18 protein-coding genes are annotated in these 19,489 nt (G+C 45.8%); 16 read left to right on the top strand and 2 right to left on the bottom strand.

From position 1 onward, the window contains the following. The first annotated feature begins 262 nt into the window (after positions 1 to 262). The 4 genes from isdE (at position 263) to MKX46_RS11040 (ending at position 4,901) form a co-directional block, all read left to right on the top strand. Entirely contained in the window at positions 263 to 1,222 is a 960-nt protein-coding gene (gene isdE, locus MKX46_RS11055) for a heme ABC transporter substrate-binding protein IsdE (protein ID WP_165149420.1), read from the top strand. Positions 1,223 to 1,236: 14 nt separating this feature from the next. Further along, entirely contained in the window at positions 1,237 to 2,220 is a 984-nt protein-coding gene (locus MKX46_RS11050; RefSeq protein ID WP_039273670.1) for a FecCD family ABC transporter permease, read from the top strand. After that, positions 2,210 to 2,989, top strand: coding sequence for an ABC transporter ATP-binding protein (locus MKX46_RS11045; protein WP_318628071.1), 780 nt, complete (start codon positions 2,210 to 2,212; stop codon positions 2,987 to 2,989). The genes MKX46_RS11050 and MKX46_RS11045 overlap by 11 nt, the downstream gene beginning before the upstream one ends. A 283-nt stretch (positions 2,990 to 3,272) precedes the next feature. Then, the gene (locus MKX46_RS11040; RefSeq protein ID WP_013311942.1) at positions 3,273 to 4,901 is read left to right on the top strand and encodes an ABC-F family ATP-binding cassette domain-containing protein; all 1,629 of its coding nucleotides are present in this window, start codon (positions 3,273 to 3,275) and stop codon (positions 4,899 to 4,901) included. Between the two features lie 182 nt (positions 4,902 to 5,083). Here MKX46_RS11040 and MKX46_RS11035 read toward each other — a convergent pair whose 3' ends face one another. Next, complete coding sequence (locus MKX46_RS11035) at positions 5,084 to 5,269, bottom strand: hypothetical protein (protein ID WP_029517162.1); 186 nt, start codon at positions 5,267 to 5,269, stop codon at positions 5,084 to 5,086. Between the two features lie 454 nt (positions 5,270 to 5,723). On the opposite strand from MKX46_RS11035, the gene MKX46_RS11030 reads away from it, so the two are divergent. Both MKX46_RS11030 and MKX46_RS11025 read left to right on the top strand, forming a co-directional pair. Continuing rightward, entirely contained in the window at positions 5,724 to 6,593 is an 870-nt protein-coding gene (locus MKX46_RS11030; RefSeq protein ID WP_029517164.1) for a cation diffusion facilitator family transporter, read from the top strand. A 191-nt stretch (positions 6,594 to 6,784) separates the two neighbouring features. Further along, positions 6,785 to 7,951 carry a C40 family peptidase gene (locus MKX46_RS11025; RefSeq protein WP_165149405.1) on the top strand — a complete coding sequence of 389 codons (1,167 nt, stop codon included), beginning with the start codon at positions 6,785 to 6,787 and terminating at the stop codon, positions 7,949 to 7,951. A 126-nt stretch (positions 7,952 to 8,077) separates the two neighbouring features. Here MKX46_RS11025 and MKX46_RS11020 read toward each other — a convergent pair whose 3' ends face one another. After that, positions 8,078 to 8,245: a DUF1328 domain-containing protein gene (locus tag MKX46_RS11020; RefSeq protein ID WP_029517166.1), complete on the bottom strand. Its 168-nt coding sequence runs from the start codon at positions 8,243 to 8,245 to the stop codon at positions 8,078 to 8,080. Positions 8,246 to 8,505: 260 nt separating this feature from the next. Between MKX46_RS11020 and MKX46_RS11015 the strand changes: the two genes are divergently transcribed. The 10 genes from MKX46_RS11015 to MKX46_RS10970 all read left to right on the top strand — a co-directional run bounded on the left by MKX46_RS11015 (position 8,506) and on the right by MKX46_RS10970 (position 19,472). After that, positions 8,506 to 9,027, top strand: a complete 522-nt coding sequence (locus MKX46_RS11015) for a DUF948 domain-containing protein (protein ID WP_029517167.1) — start codon at positions 8,506 to 8,508, stop codon at positions 9,025 to 9,027. Between the two features lie 51 nt (positions 9,028 to 9,078). After that, positions 9,079 to 9,597, top strand: a complete 519-nt coding sequence (locus tag MKX46_RS11010; RefSeq protein ID WP_029517168.1) for a hypothetical protein — start codon at positions 9,079 to 9,081, stop codon at positions 9,595 to 9,597. A gap of 96 nt (positions 9,598 to 9,693) precedes the next feature. Then, the gene (locus MKX46_RS11005) at positions 9,694 to 10,035 is read left to right on the top strand and encodes a general stress protein (protein WP_023990277.1); all 342 of its coding nucleotides are present in this window, start codon (positions 9,694 to 9,696) and stop codon (positions 10,033 to 10,035) included. 234 nt (positions 10,036 to 10,269) lie between these two features. Further along, positions 10,270 to 11,451 (top strand): PP2C family protein-serine/threonine phosphatase, encoded by a 1,182-nt coding sequence (locus MKX46_RS11000; RefSeq protein WP_029517169.1) that lies wholly within the window; start codon positions 10,270 to 10,272, stop codon positions 11,449 to 11,451. Continuing rightward, positions 11,435 to 15,154, top strand: a complete 3,720-nt coding sequence (locus MKX46_RS10995; RefSeq protein ID WP_029517170.1) for a response regulator — start codon at positions 11,435 to 11,437, stop codon at positions 15,152 to 15,154. The genes MKX46_RS11000 and MKX46_RS10995 overlap by 17 nt, the downstream gene beginning before the upstream one ends. Positions 15,155 to 15,233: 79 nt before the next feature. Beyond that, positions 15,234 to 16,103 (top strand): CheR family methyltransferase, encoded by an 870-nt coding sequence (locus tag MKX46_RS10990; RefSeq protein WP_029517171.1) that lies wholly within the window; start codon positions 15,234 to 15,236, stop codon positions 16,101 to 16,103. Positions 16,104 to 16,122: 19 nt separating this feature from the next. Next, positions 16,123 to 17,793 carry a response regulator gene (locus tag MKX46_RS10985; protein WP_029517172.1) on the top strand — a complete coding sequence of 557 codons (1,671 nt, stop codon included), beginning with the start codon at positions 16,123 to 16,125 and terminating at the stop codon, positions 17,791 to 17,793. 99 nt (positions 17,794 to 17,892) lie between these two features. Continuing rightward, complete coding sequence (locus MKX46_RS10980; RefSeq protein ID WP_023990272.1) at positions 17,893 to 18,231, top strand: STAS domain-containing protein; 339 nt, start codon at positions 17,893 to 17,895, stop codon at positions 18,229 to 18,231. Between the two features lie 18 nt (positions 18,232 to 18,249). Next, positions 18,250 to 18,702, top strand: a complete 453-nt coding sequence (gene rsbW, locus MKX46_RS10975; protein ID WP_013311930.1) for an anti-sigma B factor RsbW — start codon at positions 18,250 to 18,252, stop codon at positions 18,700 to 18,702. Next, positions 18,699 to 19,472, top strand: a complete 774-nt coding sequence (locus tag MKX46_RS10970) for a sigma-70 family RNA polymerase sigma factor (RefSeq protein WP_013311929.1) — start codon at positions 18,699 to 18,701, stop codon at positions 19,470 to 19,472. The genes rsbW and MKX46_RS10970 overlap by 4 nt, the downstream gene beginning before the upstream one ends. Positions 19,473 to 19,489: the final 17 nt, after the last annotated feature.

Below are 19,489 nucleotides of genomic sequence, written 5' to 3'. Positions count from 1 at the left end.
ATGAAGCCCGAATAACAGCAAAGTTTGTATGCAAGCAAGTCTTGGTGCCTCGGCGTCAAGACTTGTCAGCATTTACATACCCGAGGAATTTGCAAAAATCCAATAAGCGACTTCTAGTGAACAATATGTAGATCAAACAGTCTAGTTCGTCTATATATTGCACTTTGGAGCGACTGGAGTCGAATTTTGCTAAATCCTGATACCCGAAAAGTTAGGGTTCCTAATGCAGTTCTATATTTTGAATTGAGGTGACTGGATTTTCATGAAACGATATATAGCATGGGCTCAAGGAAGATCGTTTTGTTTGTATATGTTAATCGGCATCGTGATCTTGTTGCTGGCCGGATGTTCGGGAGGAGGACAGGCTGGACAGAATCAGAGCGATGGTTCGAAATCAGCGGCAACATCTGATGCAACCGGAAAGTCGTCTGACGGTAAAGCTCAAGCTCCTCGTATTGTGGCGACTACGGTAGCCATTGCGGAAATCACGGATGCGCTGGGCCTGGATTTGGCAGGTAAGCCGACAAGCACGAAAGTGCTGCCTGACCGTTACAAGGATGTGCCTGATGTGGGTAATCCGATGAGTCCCGACATGGAAAAAGTGATGTCACTGAAGCCGACGGATGTACTGTCGGTGACGACACTGAAATATGATCTGGAGCCTAAATTTAAAGATTTGAACATCAATGCCGAATTTTTGAATTTTGAAAGTCTCGCGAATATGCAAAAAGAAATTCAAAAGCTGGGAGACACGTTTGGCAAAGCCGAAAAGGCTAAAGAGATTAATGGAGCGTTGGATGCCAAAGTAACTGAGATTCAACAAAAGATCAAAGGGAAGAAATCTCCTAAAGTATTGATTTTGCTGGGAGTACCGGGAAGCTATCTGGTGGCTACCGAGCATTCCTATATTGGGGATCTGGTTAAAATTGCAGGCGGAACAAATGTGGTTCAGGGCGAGAAGGTGGAGTTCATTGCCCACAATACCGAAGCCTTGCAGCAATCCAACCCTGATATCATTTTGCGCGCTGCACACGGGATGCCGGATGAAGTAGTGAAAATGTTCGATGAAGAGTTCAAAACCAACGATATCTGGAAGCATTTCAACGCTGTGAAAAATGGGCATGTCTATGATCTGCCTGAACCGTTGTTTGGCACAACAGGGAATCTAGCGGCAAACTCGGCGCTAGATGAGCTGATGAAAATGCTGTATCCTTCGAATTAAAGGAGGCTGATGACATGTCCAAAAAAGGTTGGAGTCTTATTGTTGTAATGGTCTTGCTCGTCGGCGTCATGTTATATTCAGCGATGACAGGTAGTCTCAAGGTGGATTTGAGTCAGTTGGTCACCGGATTGTGGACAGGTACAGATGATCAGGTGAATGTGGTCAAGGACCTGAGACTACCGAGAATTATCGTAGCCGTTATGGCAGGTGCAGCACTTGCAGTGGCGGGTGTCTTGCTGCAAGCTGTTATGAAAAACCCGCTGGCAGATGCCGGAGTTATCGGCATTTCTTCGGGAGCAGCATTGATCTCGCTGATTGCGGTGACGGTCTTTCCAATGCTTTATTTCTGGATGCCGTTCTTTTCATTTATTGGCGGTGCGATAGCTTGTTTAATGGTTTATGGATTTTCATGGAGATCCGGCTTGCATCCGATTCGTCTCATTCTGATCGGGGTAGCTGTGAATGCCATTTTTTCTGGTTTAGGTCAGTCATTTAATTATCGAGGCAGTTATGCGGTCACCAGCATTAACCAGGTTACTACTTCAACCTTGTCTATGAAAAAATGGGTAGATGTCGAGGTTATTGTGACCTATGGCGGGATTGGACTAATTTTGGCCATGCTCGTGTTCTCTTGGTGCAATTTCTTGTCCCTTCAAGATAAAACAGCTAAAAATCTGGGATTCAATGTAACGCGCGCACGACTTTTGATTTCTGTGATTGCAGTGCTGCTTGCAGCAACGGCTACAGCCATCGCAGGAGTGATTGCCTTTATCGGCCTGCTCGTTCCGCATTGTGCCCGCTACCTAGTTGGCTCGGATCATAAGTGGTTGATTCCATTTTCAGCCTTATGTGGTGGCTTGCTGCTGCTGCTCGCGGATACTCTGGGGCGGACGGTGCTTGCTCCCAATGAAATCCCGGCTTCTATTATTATGGCCGTCATTGGCGGGCCGTTCCTGATATTCCTGATCAGAAAGGCGGATCGCACCTATGGACATTAAGGATATAACCTTCTCATATGATCGGAAAACAGATCGTCTGCACGCTATTCATGCTGTTATTGAGTCGGGACGGATTACGACCATTATCGGTCCCAACGGATGCGGCAAATCGACGCTGCTCAGCGTGATGTCCAACAATGCTGTTCCTCGCTTGGGACAAGTGGTTCTGGACGGCAAGGAGATAGCCCACTACAAGCCCAAGGAGCTGGCCCGTCAATTGGCGGTAGTTCATCAGCAGAATGAGGCACCTTCCGACTTGACTGTAGAAAAGCTCGTTAGCTTCGGCAGGTTGCCGCATAAGAACATGTTCACAGCGAGGCGTGACGAGGATGAGGAGGCGATCGAGTGGGCGATAGCCTGTACTAACCTGAACGAACGTAGAACTCGCACGTTGGATCAACTCTCAGGAGGAGAACGGCAGCGTGTATGGATTGCAATGGCCTTGGCACAGCGGACGCCCATTTTATTTTTGGATGAGCCGACTACCTATTTGGATATGTACTACCAGCTTGAAATTTTAGAGCTCATTCGGCAGTTAAACCAGGAACATGGACTGACAATCGTGATGGTGCTGCATGATATCAATCAGGCTATTCGGTATAGCGATGTAATGATTGCCATGAAGGAAGGGCGTATTATAGCGAACGGCCCACCTACAGAGGTCGTTACATCTGAACTGATCCAGGCAGTTTATGATGTGGAGGTCGTAATCAAACAGGATGATGAAGCGGGCATGTATCTCATTCCGATAGGAGTCGGGGCTTCCTGACATTTACAAGCATACGGAACATTAATGCTGCGACTGAATAACGCGTTTGTCCTCACGGCATTTCAACGAATTTAAAACATGAAAATGGCTCTGGTCCATGTGTTTTGTCAGGTGACAACCGTGGAGACAGAAGCATTTTTTATTTTATTTATAAGATATTGGATGAGATTCAGGGACGGTTATGCTTATACTACGGTTCGAATCCGATCTTTTGTGTGTTATACTATTGCCGTCGGTAATTTTGTGTTTAGCACTTAACTAATGATAAGGATGGTATGCTTATATGATCAGTACAAGCGGCGTAACGCTTCGTTATGGGAAACGCCCACTTTTTGAAGACGTAAATATCAAATTTACTCCTGGGAACTGCTACGGCCTGATTGGGGCGAATGGCGCGGGCAAATCCACTTTTTTGAAAATTCTTTCCGGTGAAATCGAAGCCAATTCAGGCGAGGTTCACATGACACCGGGCGAACGGATGGCAGTGCTCAAGCAGAACCATTATGAATACGATGAATTCCCGGTTCTGGAAACCGTTATTATGGGTCATACGCGTCTGTATGAAATCATGAAGGAAAAAGATGCGCTGTATGCCAAAACAGAATTTACTGAAGCAGACGGCCTGCGTGCCGGTGAACTGGAAGGCGAATTTGCGGAGCTGAACGGTTGGGATGCTGAGCCGGATGCAGCTTCCTTGCTGATCGGTCTTGGTATTCCTCGCGACCTGCATGACAAGAACATGTCTGAGCTGAGTGGTAATGACAAGGTACGTGTTCTCCTGGCTCAAGCGTTGTTTGGTCGTCCGAACAATTTGCTGCTTGATGAGCCTACCAACCATTTGGACCTCGAATCCATTCAATGGCTGGAAAATTTCTTGATGGACTATGAAGGCACCGTCATCGTCGTATCCCATGATCGTCACTTCCTGAACAAGGTATGTACGCATATTGCGGATATCGATTTTGGCAAAATCCAGATGTACGTCGGCAACTACGACTTCTGGTATGAGTCCAGCCAGCTTGCGCTTGCCTTGACGCGTGATGCCAACAAGAAAAAGGAAGAGAAGATCAAGGAACTGCAAGCCTTTATTCAGCGCTTTTCCGCGAATGCTTCCAAGTCCAAACAAGCTACTTCACGTAAAAAACAACTGGATAAAATTACGCTGGACGACATCCGTCCATCGAACCGTAAATATCCTTTCCTGAACTTCAAGCCTGAACGCGAAGCAGGCAAACAACTCTTGACAGTAGACCGCCTCAGTAAAACCGTTGAAGGCGAGCAAGTGCTGAATGAGTTCAGTCTGGTTGTGAACAAAGGCGATAAAATCGCGTTTGTTGGGCCGAACGGTTTGCCTAAATCGACGCTCTTCCAAGTATTGATGAACGAGATTGAAGCAGACAGCGGAGAATTTTCTTGGGGGATTACAACTAGCCAAGCTTATTTCCCGAAAGATAATTCCACCTATTTTGAAGGTGTGGACATGAATCTTGTGGAATGGCTCCGTCAATATTCCAAGGATCAGGACGAAACGTTCCTGCGTGGCTTCTTGGGACGTATGCTTTTCTCTGGTGAAGAAGCACTTAAGAAAGCAAGTGTACTGTCCGGGGGCGAAAAGGTTCGCTGTATGCTGGCGAAAATGATGCTGAACGGTGCCAATGTGCTGTTGCTGGAAGAACCGACCAACCACTTGGATTTGGAGTCCATTACAGCGCTGAACAATGGTCTGATTGATTTTGACGGTACTATATTGTTCACATCTCATGACCATCAGTTTATTCAAACGATTGCGAACCGCATTGTGGAAATTACACCAAACGGCGTAATCGACCGTACGATGAGCTATGATGAATACTTGGAAAATGAAGAAATCGCGAAATTGCGTGAACGTATGTATCCGGTAGAAATCGGCTAAAATTCCAACCGGCTATCTTCAACAACTAGATAAACGAAAGAGGAGCTCCTTTAGGCCATTGAGATGGCAGGGAGACTCCTCTTTTTCGTTTTTGTGCCATGCCCATAGCTTACCTGGCTCTGGCCGTGAGGTAAGATAGACCTCGCCAGACCTTTGGTACCCTATAAAGGCTATGAGGTGGCTTATGATCCGCCTGTACGACGGCGTTGGTTGTTCGGCTTCTTCGTATTTTGGCTTTTCAGTGTTTTGGTGGAACCGCCTTGAAAGCCGCCCTGCTGTGAAGCGCCGGACTGCTGTTTTTTTTGTGCCAGCTTTTCCCGAATGGCATCTGCGAGATTAACTTTACGTGGTTCATTGGCATCGCTCATGAATAAATTCCTCCTGTTGCCGCCAGATTCATGTCAATCATGTTGGATTGAAGAAAAACGCGGCTGTGTCCTCATTTTATACGTTTTTAAAAGAAGGGACAAGGGCAACAATGATAACACCCATCTGGGGTGGGGCGGGAGAGAAAACGTCTGTTTTTTGTGTGAAGGAAAAAATGTTTTGTGTAACCTACAGGAATGGGGCCTGGCAATACTTTTTCGTTGTTCCTACAGCGATGCAGATCGGAAAGACTGTTTCTCTAGACCCACACAAAGTTCGTCTGCTATCCTGAAAATAACAGTTACCCAAAGGTGAATTGTTATTTTCAGGATAGCTACGCTGCTTGTTTGAAAAGTTAATGTTGAGGGTTCAAGGCAGCGATGCTGCTATTTTTATTTTTGGGCCCGGTGAGGTCGTTCTGCTGGGAACTATATATTTGAAGGAGTGTCCTACGTTGTGGTAAATGTCTATGATGAAATCCGAAAAGGTGAGCGTGGGGCGTGGGTAAGCATTGCTGCTTATCTCTTGCTGTCCGCCTTTAAGCTGATTAGCGGGTATATATTTGCTTCTAGCGCATTGCGGGCGGATGGCTTCAATAATGTCACCGATATTGTAGTGTCGGTTGCTGTACTGGTTGGACTGAGAATTTCCCAAAAGCCACCGGACTCTGATCATGCCTATGGACATTTTCGGGCAGAAACGATCGCGGCGCTGCTGGCGTCCTTTATTATGGCTGTCGTCGGTTTGCAGGTGCTTATTGATGGGATCGGCAGCATTTTCAAGGGCGGAAAGCAAATACCGGATATCACCTCCGCGGGTGTAGCTGTGATTTGTGCCGTGATTATGCTGGGAGTGTACTTGTACAATAACAGGCTGGCACGGCAAATTAACAATAAGGCTTTGCTGGCAGCGGCCAAGGATAATCTATCGGATGCACTTGTCAGTGTTGGGGCAGCAGTTGGCATTATCGGCGCACAGTTCGGGCTACCCTGGCTGGATACTGTAGCTGCGATCGCGGTAGGATGTATCATTTGCAAAACAGCGTGGGATATTTTTAAGGATTCCACACACAGCTTGACCGATGGATTTGATGAGCAAGAACTGTCTGACTTACGAAGTACGATTGCCCGTATACCTGGAGTAGAGGGGATTCGGGACGTTAAGGCACGTGTACACGGCAATCATGCACTAGTGGATGTGGTCATTGAGGTGAATCCGCAACTCAGCCTGATTGAAGGGCATCGGATCAGCGACCGGATTGAGGAGCGCCTACAAGAGGTTCATAATACGATGCATGTCCATGTCCATGTAGAACCCAAATTATAGATTAATTATTAAATAGTTAGTATTAAAAGTGACTTTAGACCTATATGTAAAAGGCGTATACGCTTCCTTTTGTGACGTTTGGATTATATCTCTCTTCCTGCTGCTTTTACTATAATGAAGGCATGTCCGGCTATATTCGTCGGAATTGGATATGCTCTTCAAATTCGTAAAAACAGCCAGGAGGTGCAACATTGAGAAGACGCGTGATGGGAATGCTCATGACGTCAGCCGCGCTGTTGACAGCAATTCATGTGGCGCCGGGTCAGGTTGACGCAGCGGCATCAACAGCATCCACGGGACAGAAGGCGGTTATTCAGGCGGCTGTAAAGCTTAGATCCGGTCCTTCGACTACAGGGGATGTAGTCAGCTTTATGAAGCAGGGAGAGGCCGTAACGGTATTGGAGAAAACCAACAGCTATTGGTATAAGATCAAGACTTCTGATGGAGTAACCGGATACACTAGCAGCTCCGACAAGTACATAAAAGTTGGCGCTACCAGCGTCGCTGCTGCTGTCACCCCGTCTACCACTCGTAAATCGGAAGCCACAGAGTCAGTTAAAAATGTTTCAGCTAAAGAGGCTGTGGCCTCAGTGAATAGTTCTGCCGGTCAAACGAAAGCTACGATTCAAACGTCCGTTCGTTTGCGGGCGGAGGCATCCACTTCTTCCGAGGTTTTGGGTTATTTGAATGCAGGGGATGTCGTTACGATTACCGATCCAAGTAATGCCTATTGGTTCAAGGTTACCAATGCTGGTGGTACGGTGGGTTACGTCAGCTCGTCTCCACAGTATATTCGTATTGGTGAGGGCGTTGTTGTGCAGCAGCCTGTGTCTGCTCCGGTGACAACCACTCCTGATACTACTGCAATACCTGTGACAGCATCTCCTGCGTCAACTATGAACATATTTTCCGGTGATGCAACGGCTGCAATAGAGCAGGTTATTAACACGGGGATGACTTATCTCGGAACTCCATATGAATATGGTTCGGATCGTAGCAGTACGGCTACTTTTGATTGCTCGGCATTTACCCGTCAAATTTTCCGTCAGGCTGTAGGTATCCAGCTTCCGGCAGATTCTCGTTCACAGGGTGAGTGGATCAAGCAAAACAGTCAGCCGAATACGGACATGACTACGCTGAAGCGTGGCGATTTGCTCTTCTTTACAAATTATAATGCATCTTCCGGGGCGTACACGTCCTTGGATAACTCCTCCCAAACGATTACACACGTAGCTGTATATTTGGGAGACAACAAGCTTCTCCATACGTTTTCTGTAGCGGGTGGCGGTGTAAAAGTTACGGATTTCAGCAAGCCTTGGCAGGACCGTTTCCTGTTTGGGGGCAGCGTGATTCAATAAAAGCGCCGCTAACTGTTAAAAAGCTGCATCAAAAAAGGATGTTCCACAGCCCTGTTGACCAGGGTGGGAACATCCTTTTTTTATAGACATTTAGAATATTGCTTTTGTGCAGCTAGCATCCGATAACTATGAAACCCGTTTTCTTCTGGTGAAGAGTGAAATGACGAACAACACCAGAAATATCACAAATAATATTTTAGCGATTGTAGCAGCTACGGACACGACGATACCAAAAAAACCTAAGATACCGGCGATCACAGCAAAAATTAAGAATAAAGCGGACCATTTTAGCATGTTCTGTATCCTCCTTTAATTGTATATAATGTGGCATACTCACGCCCCGATAGAGCATGGTTGCAGATGATGGAGACTTCTATAGAATATTCGTGTCTGTGCCATCGTTATACGTTGTTTTAAACGGTGTGAGAGTCCGTGAATCATAACGTTTGGAGCGGAGAAGAAGCCAGCCTGGACGTTGTTTCGTGTCTGAATCTAAAGGGTAACTATGCAGTAATCATAAACATCATCGTGAAAGACGAAAGAGAGGTTACGCTATGTTAACACAGGTCAGCATTTTTATTATTGCTATCGCATTTGCAGTTCTCGTTATTTTCCTCATTAAAACGTTGAAAGCAGCACAAGGCTCTTTGGATAAGGTGACTCAAACCTTGCAGGATGTACAAAAAACGATTGATGAACTGAGTTATGAAGTAAAACAAACGGTTCGACATGCGAATGACATCACCGCAGATGTTGATCATAAATTGAAGCAAGTGGAGCCAGTGATGGAATCGGTTAGAAATTTGGGGGAGGTACTCAGCGAAGTGACGTTGGCTGCCAAGCAGGCTTCAACAGCGTTAATGACACGGTTTCAGAAATCGCATAGCGCTGCGAGTAATACTTCCAGAACGGATAACGCGATCAAGGCAACGACATCGAATAGACCTTTGACCGCAACGGAGCGGACGGTTCAGAGCTACAATGCGACTTATGAGGAGCCTGCGGCCAAGCCAGGTAAAAACTGGTTGGGTTATGTAGACATCGCTGCTGGGGTGTGGCAGAAAATGCGTCAGTAGCATAGTGGCTGAACCGTAAACTACAGGAAATTCATTGAAAGGGTGAGATTTATGATGAAGACGTTATTACTAGCTGCTGGTTTGCTCACTCCCTTTTCCGGACAGGATACGGTTCAGCAAACCGTTTCCCCGCAAATAGCGGGACATGTGGTTAGGACTGTGCAGACGATACCCGCTCCACATGCTGTACCAGCAGATTTTCATACCTTAAATGGCATATCTTTGGATGATACACGTGCTGATGTATTGAAAAAGCTGGGCAAGCCACAGCGAGTCAAAAAGGATAAGTTGCTGCTTTCTACAGAATACCAATATCCAGATGTTGTGGTAGGTATGCGTGAGGACGTCGTTTCTTATGTGCATGTAGATCCTGCTGCCGGTCGAATCAAGGTGAATGATAAGTGGCTGCCGCTGCAACGGAAAACGCTCGATCAGGCGCTGGGTGGCTCGCAATTCACGGCGGAAGACGGAGAGGTATATGTACGCGGACAACGTGCAATCAAAGTGTTTATGGATGAGACGTCTGATAAACCTAAGTATGTTGAGTTTTTTGATGAAACGGAATGGTAATTGATTTTTTTAAGGCATGACATAACATGGAAGTTTCAAATGGATATGTGAAGTGTAATAGTCAGAGAAGTCAATCCTTAAAGGAGCGTGAGAAACATGAATCAGACCAATCATAAATCTTATGCCAAAGTGGTAGATAACGGTGTACAAGCCGTTGAAGCAGTAAATGAGTTGCGTAACACAGGCTATCGTTATGAGGATGTGTTCGTGCTCGCTCATGATCAGGATCGGACAGATCGTATTGCCGATACGGTGGATGCCAAGGAAATCGGGATTAAGGAAGAGGGCGTTTTCGATTCATTAGCCAACTTGTTCCGTTCCCGCGGCGATGAGCTTCGCGCTAAAATTACTTCCTTGGGATTTACAGATACGGAAGCTGACTTTTATGAAAAAGAACTGGATCAGGGGAAAGTGCTGGTCATTGCTAAAAAAGCGTGATATCGCTGTTCACTATAAGAGCAGCGTGACATTAGATTCGAAAAAGAGGAAGTTGACCGCAGCACAAGTGTTTCGCGGGTCCTCCAAAAACATAGATAAGGAATGGGGTTCAGCCTCATTCCTTATCTATGTTTTTGGAATGCCTTCTTACGGAAACACTACTACTAATCAACAAGGGTGTTGCCGTTTAAGTAGGTATAGTATAATACATGAGTTACAGATAAGGAGAAGCCAATGAGAATTCTAATTGTTGACGATAACCCGACGAATATCATTATTATTCGTGAGATACTAAAAAAAGAAAATTATCGGGATGTGATCTCTGCTAACTCGGCCGCAGAAATGTTAGAGCATCTGGGAATAGGCGATCGTACCATTAGTCTCAGGCCCCGTCCTTCAGATATTGATCTGGTGCTGCTGGATATGATGATGCCTGAAATGGACGGCATTGAAGCTTGCAGTATTGTGCAGGAATATGAGCATTTAAAAGATATCCCGATTATTATGGTAACGGCTGTAGGTGATTCTAAAAAATTGGCTGAAGCTCTGGATGTGGGAGCCGTCGATTACGTCACGAAGCCGATCAACAAGGTAGAGCTAATGGCGCGAATCCGATCTGCCTTGCGTCTCAAATTGGAGAAGGACTGGCATAAGGATCGGGATCAGCGAATTCAGGATGAGTTGAAGCTGGCCGCGATGGTGCAGCAAGCGGTACTTAGTCCTGCCATTCAGGACCCGGTGCTGCAAGTAAATGCGCTCTATCAGCCTTCCTTTGAACTGGCAGGGGATTTATATTCTTGGTATCCGTTAGGGGAGGGGCGATATGCCATCATTTTGCTGGATATGATGGGACATGGCATTTCTTCTTCGCTGTTCTGCATGTTCATTGCATCTGTACTTAAGGACACGGTGACCACGTATGTGGAGCCTGAGAAGGTCATACAAGAGCTGAATCGTCGTTTTAATCAACTGGATCTGGGCAAACAGCTGGTACAGTATTATTTTACGGCGATTTATATGGTGATTGATACCCGTGCACGGCGAATTGACTATGTAAATGCGGGACATCCTCCCGGTTTGCTGTTCAACCAGGATGGTAGCATTACCAAATTTGACCGTGCATGCAGCCCGGTTGGTTTATTTGATAAGATTGATGCAGAAATGCACACGATTCATTATGAAGGAACAGGGCATATCGCTTTGTATACGGATGGCTTGCTGGAGGCGGTGGAAGGTGAATATGAGGAGCAGTTGGAGTATCTGACTGAGTGTCTGCGTAAATATGAGCAATGGAATGAAGAAGCGATGCTGGATGCTTTTTTTCGTAAAGAGGCGCCACAAGATCGTGATGATGATAAATGCCTGATCTGGATTTCGTTGAAAGAGGGAGAGAGCTTGCATGAAAATCAGAAATAAACTGCTGATTGGCTTTGGATCGCTTATGGCGATCCTCCTTGTGCTGACACTAATCAGCTATGACCGGATGGGGAGCCTGAATGAGCAGTTGAATCAGGTTTATCAGGATCGATATATGAAAGTCCGGAAAACAACAGCTATTCGCGGGCAGGTGAACGATATGGCCAAAGTGATGGCCAATCTGATCTTGAATCCAGGTTCCTCCGTTAGTGAGGCCAAACGCGAGCTGGACGATATTTCGGCTACTGGAACGAAAGTGCTGGCTAGTCTGCAAACGAATTCCGGCACCAGTGAAGAGCAACAGCAGGTTGATCGGGTAGCCGTCGCGTGGAATGAATTTTTAAGTTACGAACAAAGACTGGTCTCTTTGTTGGGGCAAGATCGTATTGATGAGGCTAACGCTTTCCGCAATAGTACTGGTTTGCCTGCCCAAGAGGAGGCGATGGATAGTATTAATGCCCTTGCCGTTTTTCAGGATCGGGAAATTGATAGCGACATGAAGCAAGCTAATTTGGCGTATGAAGAATCTGTGCAGATTACCACAATTCTGATGGCCGCCGGCCTGATCATGGGCTTACTGGTTATTTTGTGGGTGCTCCCAAGTATTGCCAAAGGTCTAAATGTCGTGAATCTCATGATTAATGGTTTTGGCAAGGGAAAGTACAGGGCCATCAGCCGAATGAGTGTTGCCTCCAAAGATGAAATCGGTGAGGTCGCTCGTGTATTTCAACAAATGGCCGGAGACTTGGAAGAAAAGCGGAAATTTGAACATTCCGTTCTTCAAACGCAGAAGGACCAAACTTGGCTTAATGCCAATACTGCTCGGGTGACTGAGTTGTTCCGTGGCGTAAATTCACTGGAGCAAGTTGCTCAGATGTTCATTAGTGAGTTTACGCCCATCTTGGGAGGCAGTTATGGAGCCATCTATTTGCAAGGAAAAGATGTAGAAGACAACCGATTTAAGTTATACGGCTCCTATGCAAAGGTGACTGGCGAAAATTCGATTAGAGACGTTATCCAGGTAGGCGAAGGGTTGCTCGGACAATGTGTTTTGGATCGTAAGCCGATCTTGATTACAGAGGCTCCTGACGGATATTTGTCCATAGGCTCTGCCTTAGGAGAAAGTAAGCCAGTGGGAATTATGATTTTCCCTATTTTGTTCGAAGATGAGTGCATCGGTGCTATAGAAATAGCGTCACTGGATCGCTTCAGTGATCTGGAAACGAAGCTGTTTGCTCAATTAGTAGAGAGCATGGGGATTATTCTGAACAATATCAAGGGACGGATGCGTGTAGAGCAATTGCTGCGCGAGTCCCAGGCACTTACTGAGGAATTGCAATGCCAGTCCGAGGAGCTACAAACTCAGCAAGAGGAACTCAAGCGCTCCAACGAAAATTTGGAGGAGCAAACAGAGGAACTCAAGCGTTCAGAGGAATTGTTACAGCGTCAACAAGAAGAATTGGAGCATTTTAATACTGAACTGATTGCCAAAACCAGAGCGCTAGAAGAACAGGTACGAGAAGTGGAAGAAAAGAACGACGAGATTGAACATGCACGAGCTCAGTTGGAACAACAGGCCATGCAGCTAGGAATCACAAGCAAATACAAATCCGAGTTTTTGGCCAATATGTCTCATGAGCTGCGTACTCCGCTAAATAGCTTGCTCATTCTTTCTCAGCTCTTGTCTGAGAACAAGGAGGGCAATCTCAAGCCGAAGCAGGTGGAATATGCACAAACCATTTATATGTCAGGCGCGGATTTGCTGAAAATGATTGATGAAATTCTGGATTTATCCAAAGTGGACGCTGGAAAAATGGATATTAACCATGAAGCGGTCCACTTGAAGGAACTGGAACTGTTTGTGGAGCAGAATTTTGCTCCGGTCGCAGCCCAACGTGGGCTTCAACTGCATACCGAGATCGAAGAGAACTTGCCAGATGCCATTATCAGTGACGGTTATCGTCTCAAACAAATTTTACGTAATTTGTTGTCCAATGCATTCAAGTTCACCACGGAAGGATCTATTCGTTTCAGTGTATCTCGGGCAAATGGAGAACAGCTTCCGGGTCTGCTAAATCCACGAAGATCCTATCTGGCTCTATCTGTGCATGATACGGGCATTGGGATTGCTTCCGATAAAACGGATCTGATCTTCGAAGCCTTCCAGCAGGTAGACGGTACAACCAGCCGGAAATATGGGGGGACAGGACTAGGTCTGTCAATCAGCCGCGAGCTTTCCAGATTGTTGGGCGGTGTGATTACGGTGGAATCCGAGCAGGGACAGGGCAGTTGCTTCACACTGTATTTGCCGGAACAAACGCCTACGGCTGAGGATATGGATTCTCATTCGAGAGAGGAATTTAACGGTACGGATGTGAATTCGAATTTTGAGAATGTTGCAGCCTCGGCAGAAACGGACCTTCCCATGATTATGCCTGCTAAACAGTTGCCATTATATCAGATACCTTCGAAAAACAAAGCGGAGGACATTATACATCCAGGGGACGACCGAAACGAGATTACCTCGCAGGATAAAGTGCTGCTGATTATTGAGGATGATATTAATTTTGCTAATATTTTGTACGATATGGCTCGTAGCCGGGGCTTTAAGGCACTGATCGCTCTCCAAGGAGACGATGGGCTCAACATGGCTCAGTCTTATTTGCCGGACGCTATTATATTAGATATTCAATTACCTGTGATGGATGGCTGGTCCATTTTAGGCGAGCTAAAAGGAAATTCATCGACACGTCATATTCCAGTGCATGTTATTTCAGTCATAGATGATGTGAAGCAGGGCTTAATGATGGGCGCGATTGCCTATCTCAAAAAGCCTTCCTCGAAGGAAAGTCTGGATAAGGCATTTTCACATATAAAATCGTATACAGACCAAATGGTCAAACGTCTTCTTGTGGTTGAAGATGACGATAATCAGCGTAAATCCATTATTGAGCTGATCGATCATGATGATGTTGCCATTACGGCGGTATCGACAGGTCAGGAAGCACTGAATGAGCTGGCCACTCAGCGGTATGACTGCATGGTACTGGATCTGATGCTGAGCGACATGACTGGTTTTGAGCTGCTGGATCGTATTCGAGAGAACGAGCAGCTAGCTGATCTGCCGATCATTATTTATACAGGCAAAGATCTGGATAACAAAGAAGAAACGCAACTTCGCAAATATGCAGAGTCTATTATTATTAAAGATGTTAAATCGCCGGAACGGCTTTTGGACGAAACAACGCTGTTCTTGCATCGTGTAGAGGCGAATCTTCCTGAGGACAAACGAAAAATTTTGCAAAAGCTATACAACAAGGAAGAGCTGTTTGAAGGTAAAAAAATATTGTTGGTAGACGATGATATTCGCAATGTATTTGCTCTGTCCAGTGTGCTGGAAAGCTATCGTATGGATGTTACCTTTGCCGAAAATGGAAGAGAAGCACTGGAACTGCTGGAACAGACACCTGATTTTGATCTGGTGCTGATGGATATGATGATGCCGGAAATGGATGGATATGAAGCGATGCGACGTATCCGGCTAATGCCACAATTCGAGAAGATGCCTATTATTGCCCTGACAGCCAAGGCCATGAAGGATGATCGTTCCAAGTGTATTGAGGCAGGCGCTTCCGATTATGTAAAAAAACCGATTCAAACCGAACAACTTTTATCATTAATGCGGGTGTGGTTGTATTCGTAACCCAAAAAAATGGGTAATATAAATCGACACATGATGGGAGCGGCACAGGCAAAACCTATTTAGGAATTGGAGAGAGATTATGACATCTAAGGATATGGCGGATAATGCTGCTAATGAAGTGAAATCGAATGATGCCGAGCGGGAATTGATTGAGATTGAGCTGTTGCTGGAAGGTATACATCGGCTGTACGGCTACGATTTCCGTAACTACGCTCTGCCTTCGATTAAGCGGCGTGTTTATTATCATGCGCAGTCCGAGAATGTAAGCACGATATCAGGACTTCAGGAGAAGGTGCTGCATGATCGCAGCGCCTTCGATAGGCTGGTACAGAGCCTTTCCATTCCGGTGACCGAGATGTTCCGTGACCCGGAACTGTTTCTGAATTTCAGACAGAAAATCATTCCTATTTTGCGAACGTATCCGTATATTCGAATATGGCATGCAGGTTGCTCCACGGGTGAGGAAGTATATTCTATGGCGATCTTGCTGCATGAGGAAGGCTTATATGATAAGGCCCGCATTTATGCGACGGATATGAATAACCTGTCTTTACAGCAGGCGAAGGAAGGCGTATACGGGATCGACCGAATGAAGCTGTATACCAAAAATTATTTGGAGTCCGGGGGCACACAATCGTTCTCTGAATATTATACAGCCAAGTATGATTCAGTGATGTTTCATCCTTTTTTACGGAAAAATATTATTTTTGCGGAGCACAACTTAGCGACAGACCGGTCCTTTAACGAGTTCAATGTTATTTTTTGCCGGAATGTCATGATCTATTTTAACGACGAACTTCGCAACCATGTACATGGGTTGTTTTATGATAGCTTGAGTCATTTTGGCGTGTTGGTGCTTGGGGCCAAGGAATCCATACATTTTACCGATTATAGTGATTCCTACGAGCCGCTGGACCGGATAGAAAAAATATACCGGAAGATTAAATAGAGATGCTTAGGAGGATTCCATGGGGCTTCATGAACCGATTCATATATTGCTGGTAGATGACAGACCTGAGAACCTGCTCGCTCTTGAGGCGGTGCTGGAGAGTGAACAATATAATCTGGTAAAGGCCACATCCGGGGAAGAAGCGCTGCGATGTCTATTAAAAGATGAATTTGCACTCGTAGTCCTGGATGTGCAGATGCCGGGTATGGATGGTATTGAGACCGCAAAGCTAATCAAGGCCAGAGAGAAAACGAAGGATATTCCGATTATCTTCATTTCAGCTAACAGCAAGGAAGCGGAGCATTTATTTGCGGGATATTCAGCGGGCGGTATTGATTATATGGTTAAGCCGTTCATCCCTCAAATTCTCAAGTCCAAAATTGAAGGTTTCGTGCAAATGTATCTGACAAACAAGCGTTTGAAGACACAGTCCCATCTGCTCCATCAGAAGACCCAGCAGCTGGAGAAGATGAACAGCGAACTGATTGCCGCCAAGGAGGCAGCGGAGATTGCTGCCAATGCCAAAACGGAATTTCTGGCGATGATGAGCCATGAGATCCGCACACCTATGAACGGCGTCATTGGAATGATTGATTTGCTGATGGAGACGGAGCTGCAAAGCGACCAACAGGAATATGCCGATATCATCCGTCGTAGTGCAGACGCACTGGTAGCAGTCATTAATGATATTCTGGACTTCACTAAGCTGGAGTCAGGCAAAATGGAGGTAGAGGAATATCCTTTTGATCTGGTTTCCTGTATCAAGGAAGTTTTCAGCCTATTTACGGTAGAAGTGAACCGAAAGAACTTGGAACTGGTTTATTTTCTCGATGAACAGATGCCTCCTGTGTTATATGGAGATATGGGAAGATTGCGTCAAGTACTGATTAACCTGATATCCAATGCTGTCAAATTTACAGACCGGGGCGGGGTGTATGTTTTCGCATCTGTCAAAGAGCAAAGCGATAATGGACTTACCGTTGAGTTTTCTGTGAAGGATACAGGCATTGGTATTGATCCGGCTAAGGTTGGAAGGTTGTTTCAGCCCTTTTCCCAACTGGATTCTTCAATGACACGTAAATATGGTGGAACCGGGTTAGGACTCGCCATTTGTAAAACCTTAGTGAATATGATGGGCGGAGATATCCGTGTAGATACGAGCGGAGAACAGGGCGTGACGTTTCATTTCACAATGAAGCTTGGCTTTGCTCAGGAAAATGAACTGGAGGGAGAGTCCAGCCACGATTGGGAAATTCCACATCAGGAATCTCCAAGTCGTAGACCTGTACTGGTCGTTGATGATCATCCGATTAACCAGAAGCTGATGGTTAATATACTGGATAAGCTCGGACTGGCTTCAGATGTGGCAGCAGATGGACAGCAGGCGCTTGATATGGTCACGGCTAATCAGGACTATGACTATATCTTTATGGACTTGCAGATGCCTGTGATGGACGGTCTGGAGTGCACAGGGAGAGTGCGTGAACAATTGGCGGGAAGATCGCAACCTGCCATTATCGCCATGACGGCTAATGTGATGGAGGGTATTCAGCCTCGATGTATTGAAGCGGGGATGAACGATTATATTAGTAAGCCCGTTAAAATCAGCAGTGTAAAACAGGCATTGCTACGGCATTCTCCGGACCATTTTCCAATGCAACCGGGTAAAGATCAGATCAATGAAGCTTAGATGGTGGCATTTGGTAGTGTTTAAAAAGTTATACCGTGATTCAAACGCTCGTATAATGGGTTAGTATGTAGGGAAATCTTTTTTTGGGAGAGTAGGCCTATGAATACAAATAAAAATGAGAAGTTTAATGCAATTACGGAAACAACCGATGGCGTAAATACCGTTTATCTGAGTGGAGAGTTGGATCTTTCGGTAGCACCTGATTTTCGTCTGGTGATGGAGCCTTTGGTGGGGGAATCCAGCCAAGATTTGATTATTAACTTGAGAGACCTTAAATACATTGACAGCACAGGTATTGGAATCTTGTTATCCATTTTAAAAGCAAGGCATGGGATGGAGTCTCGCTTTGCTGTTCAAGAGGTACCGCCTCAAATTCAAAAGCTATTTGATATGACTGGTATTGCCAAATTCTTTGTCCCCCAGGAGAATTCCCAATAGGAAAGGAAAGAAAAAGAAATGAACGCTCAAATTCAAAAAGTAGTTCTTAATTTGCCGGCAACTGCTGACTTTGTTGATATTGTAAGATTAAATTTATACGGTATTGCCGCGAAAATGGGATTCTCTTATGAGGATATTGAAGACATGAAAGTGGCTGTATCGGAAGCCTGTAATAACTCTGTCCTTTATGCATATGGTCATGAGGGGGGAGTCGTGGAAGTGACATTCGAATTTGATGAAGTTTCGCTGTCCATTCGTGTCAAAGATGAAGGGGAGAGCTTTGAACGCGTGGAGGACCCGTCCCGTATCGCATCCTTGCATGACAAGGAGTTGAATGATGCACAGATAGGCGGATTAGGCTTTTATCTCATGCAGGCGCTTATGGACGATGTCCATATCTTGAATGAGACAGGAAAAGGCACCGAAGTGGTGCTGGTAAAGCGCTTGACCAGAAGTGAGGAAAGAGTATGAATGAAAAGGTAACTCCCCCGGAGTCGATGGATGAAGCCGTTGGTCTAATCTGGGAGTACCAGCAAACCAAGGATAACGAGATTGCTACCGTGCTGATCCGCAAGTATGAGCCGATGGTCAAGATGGCTGCCGGGAAAATCTCCCGTAACCGTCCGGACTTATACGAGGATTTATATCAGACCGGTCAGATGGCTTTGATACGTCTGCTTCAGCAATACGATATCAGCTTGGGTATCCCATTTGAACCGTACGCTATGAAAAGTATGCTGGGACATATGAAAAATTATTTGCGCGACAAATCCTGGTACATCCAGGTTCCTCGCCGCATTAAGGAAAAGGGTGCGCTTGTTCAACATGCTATTGATGAACTGACCGTTAAGTTGGAACGCTCACCCAATGTGGACGAGATTGCGACCTATTTGGATCTAACCGTGGAAGAAACGATCGAGGTGCTTGCTGGTCGTGAGTGCTATCACTATGTTTCACTGGACTCGCCTTTATCCCAGGAAGAGAGTGCAGCTACGTTAGGCGAGCTCATTAGCTCGGATGCTAACGATTATGACACTGTGGAAAAACGAATGGATTTGCAGCAGGCTTTAAGCCAACTGAAGGAGCAGGAACAGAAGGTGCTTCTTCTGGCATTTCAGGACGGTCAATCTCAACGTGCGATTGCCCAGACGTTGGGCGTATCACAGATGAGCGTTTCCCGTATTCAGAAGCGGGCTACGGAAAAGCTGAAGCAGATTATGTCTAATTCCTCTATTTCATGAGAAAAACGCGGAATTCT

It is taken from the genome of Paenibacillus sp. FSL P4-0113 (assembly GCF_038009305.1).
In the GTDB taxonomy this organism is placed as follows: domain Bacteria; phylum Bacillota; class Bacilli; order Paenibacillales; family Paenibacillaceae; genus Paenibacillus; species Paenibacillus polymyxa_D.
This window is presented reverse-complemented; position numbering and strand designations above follow the sequence as displayed.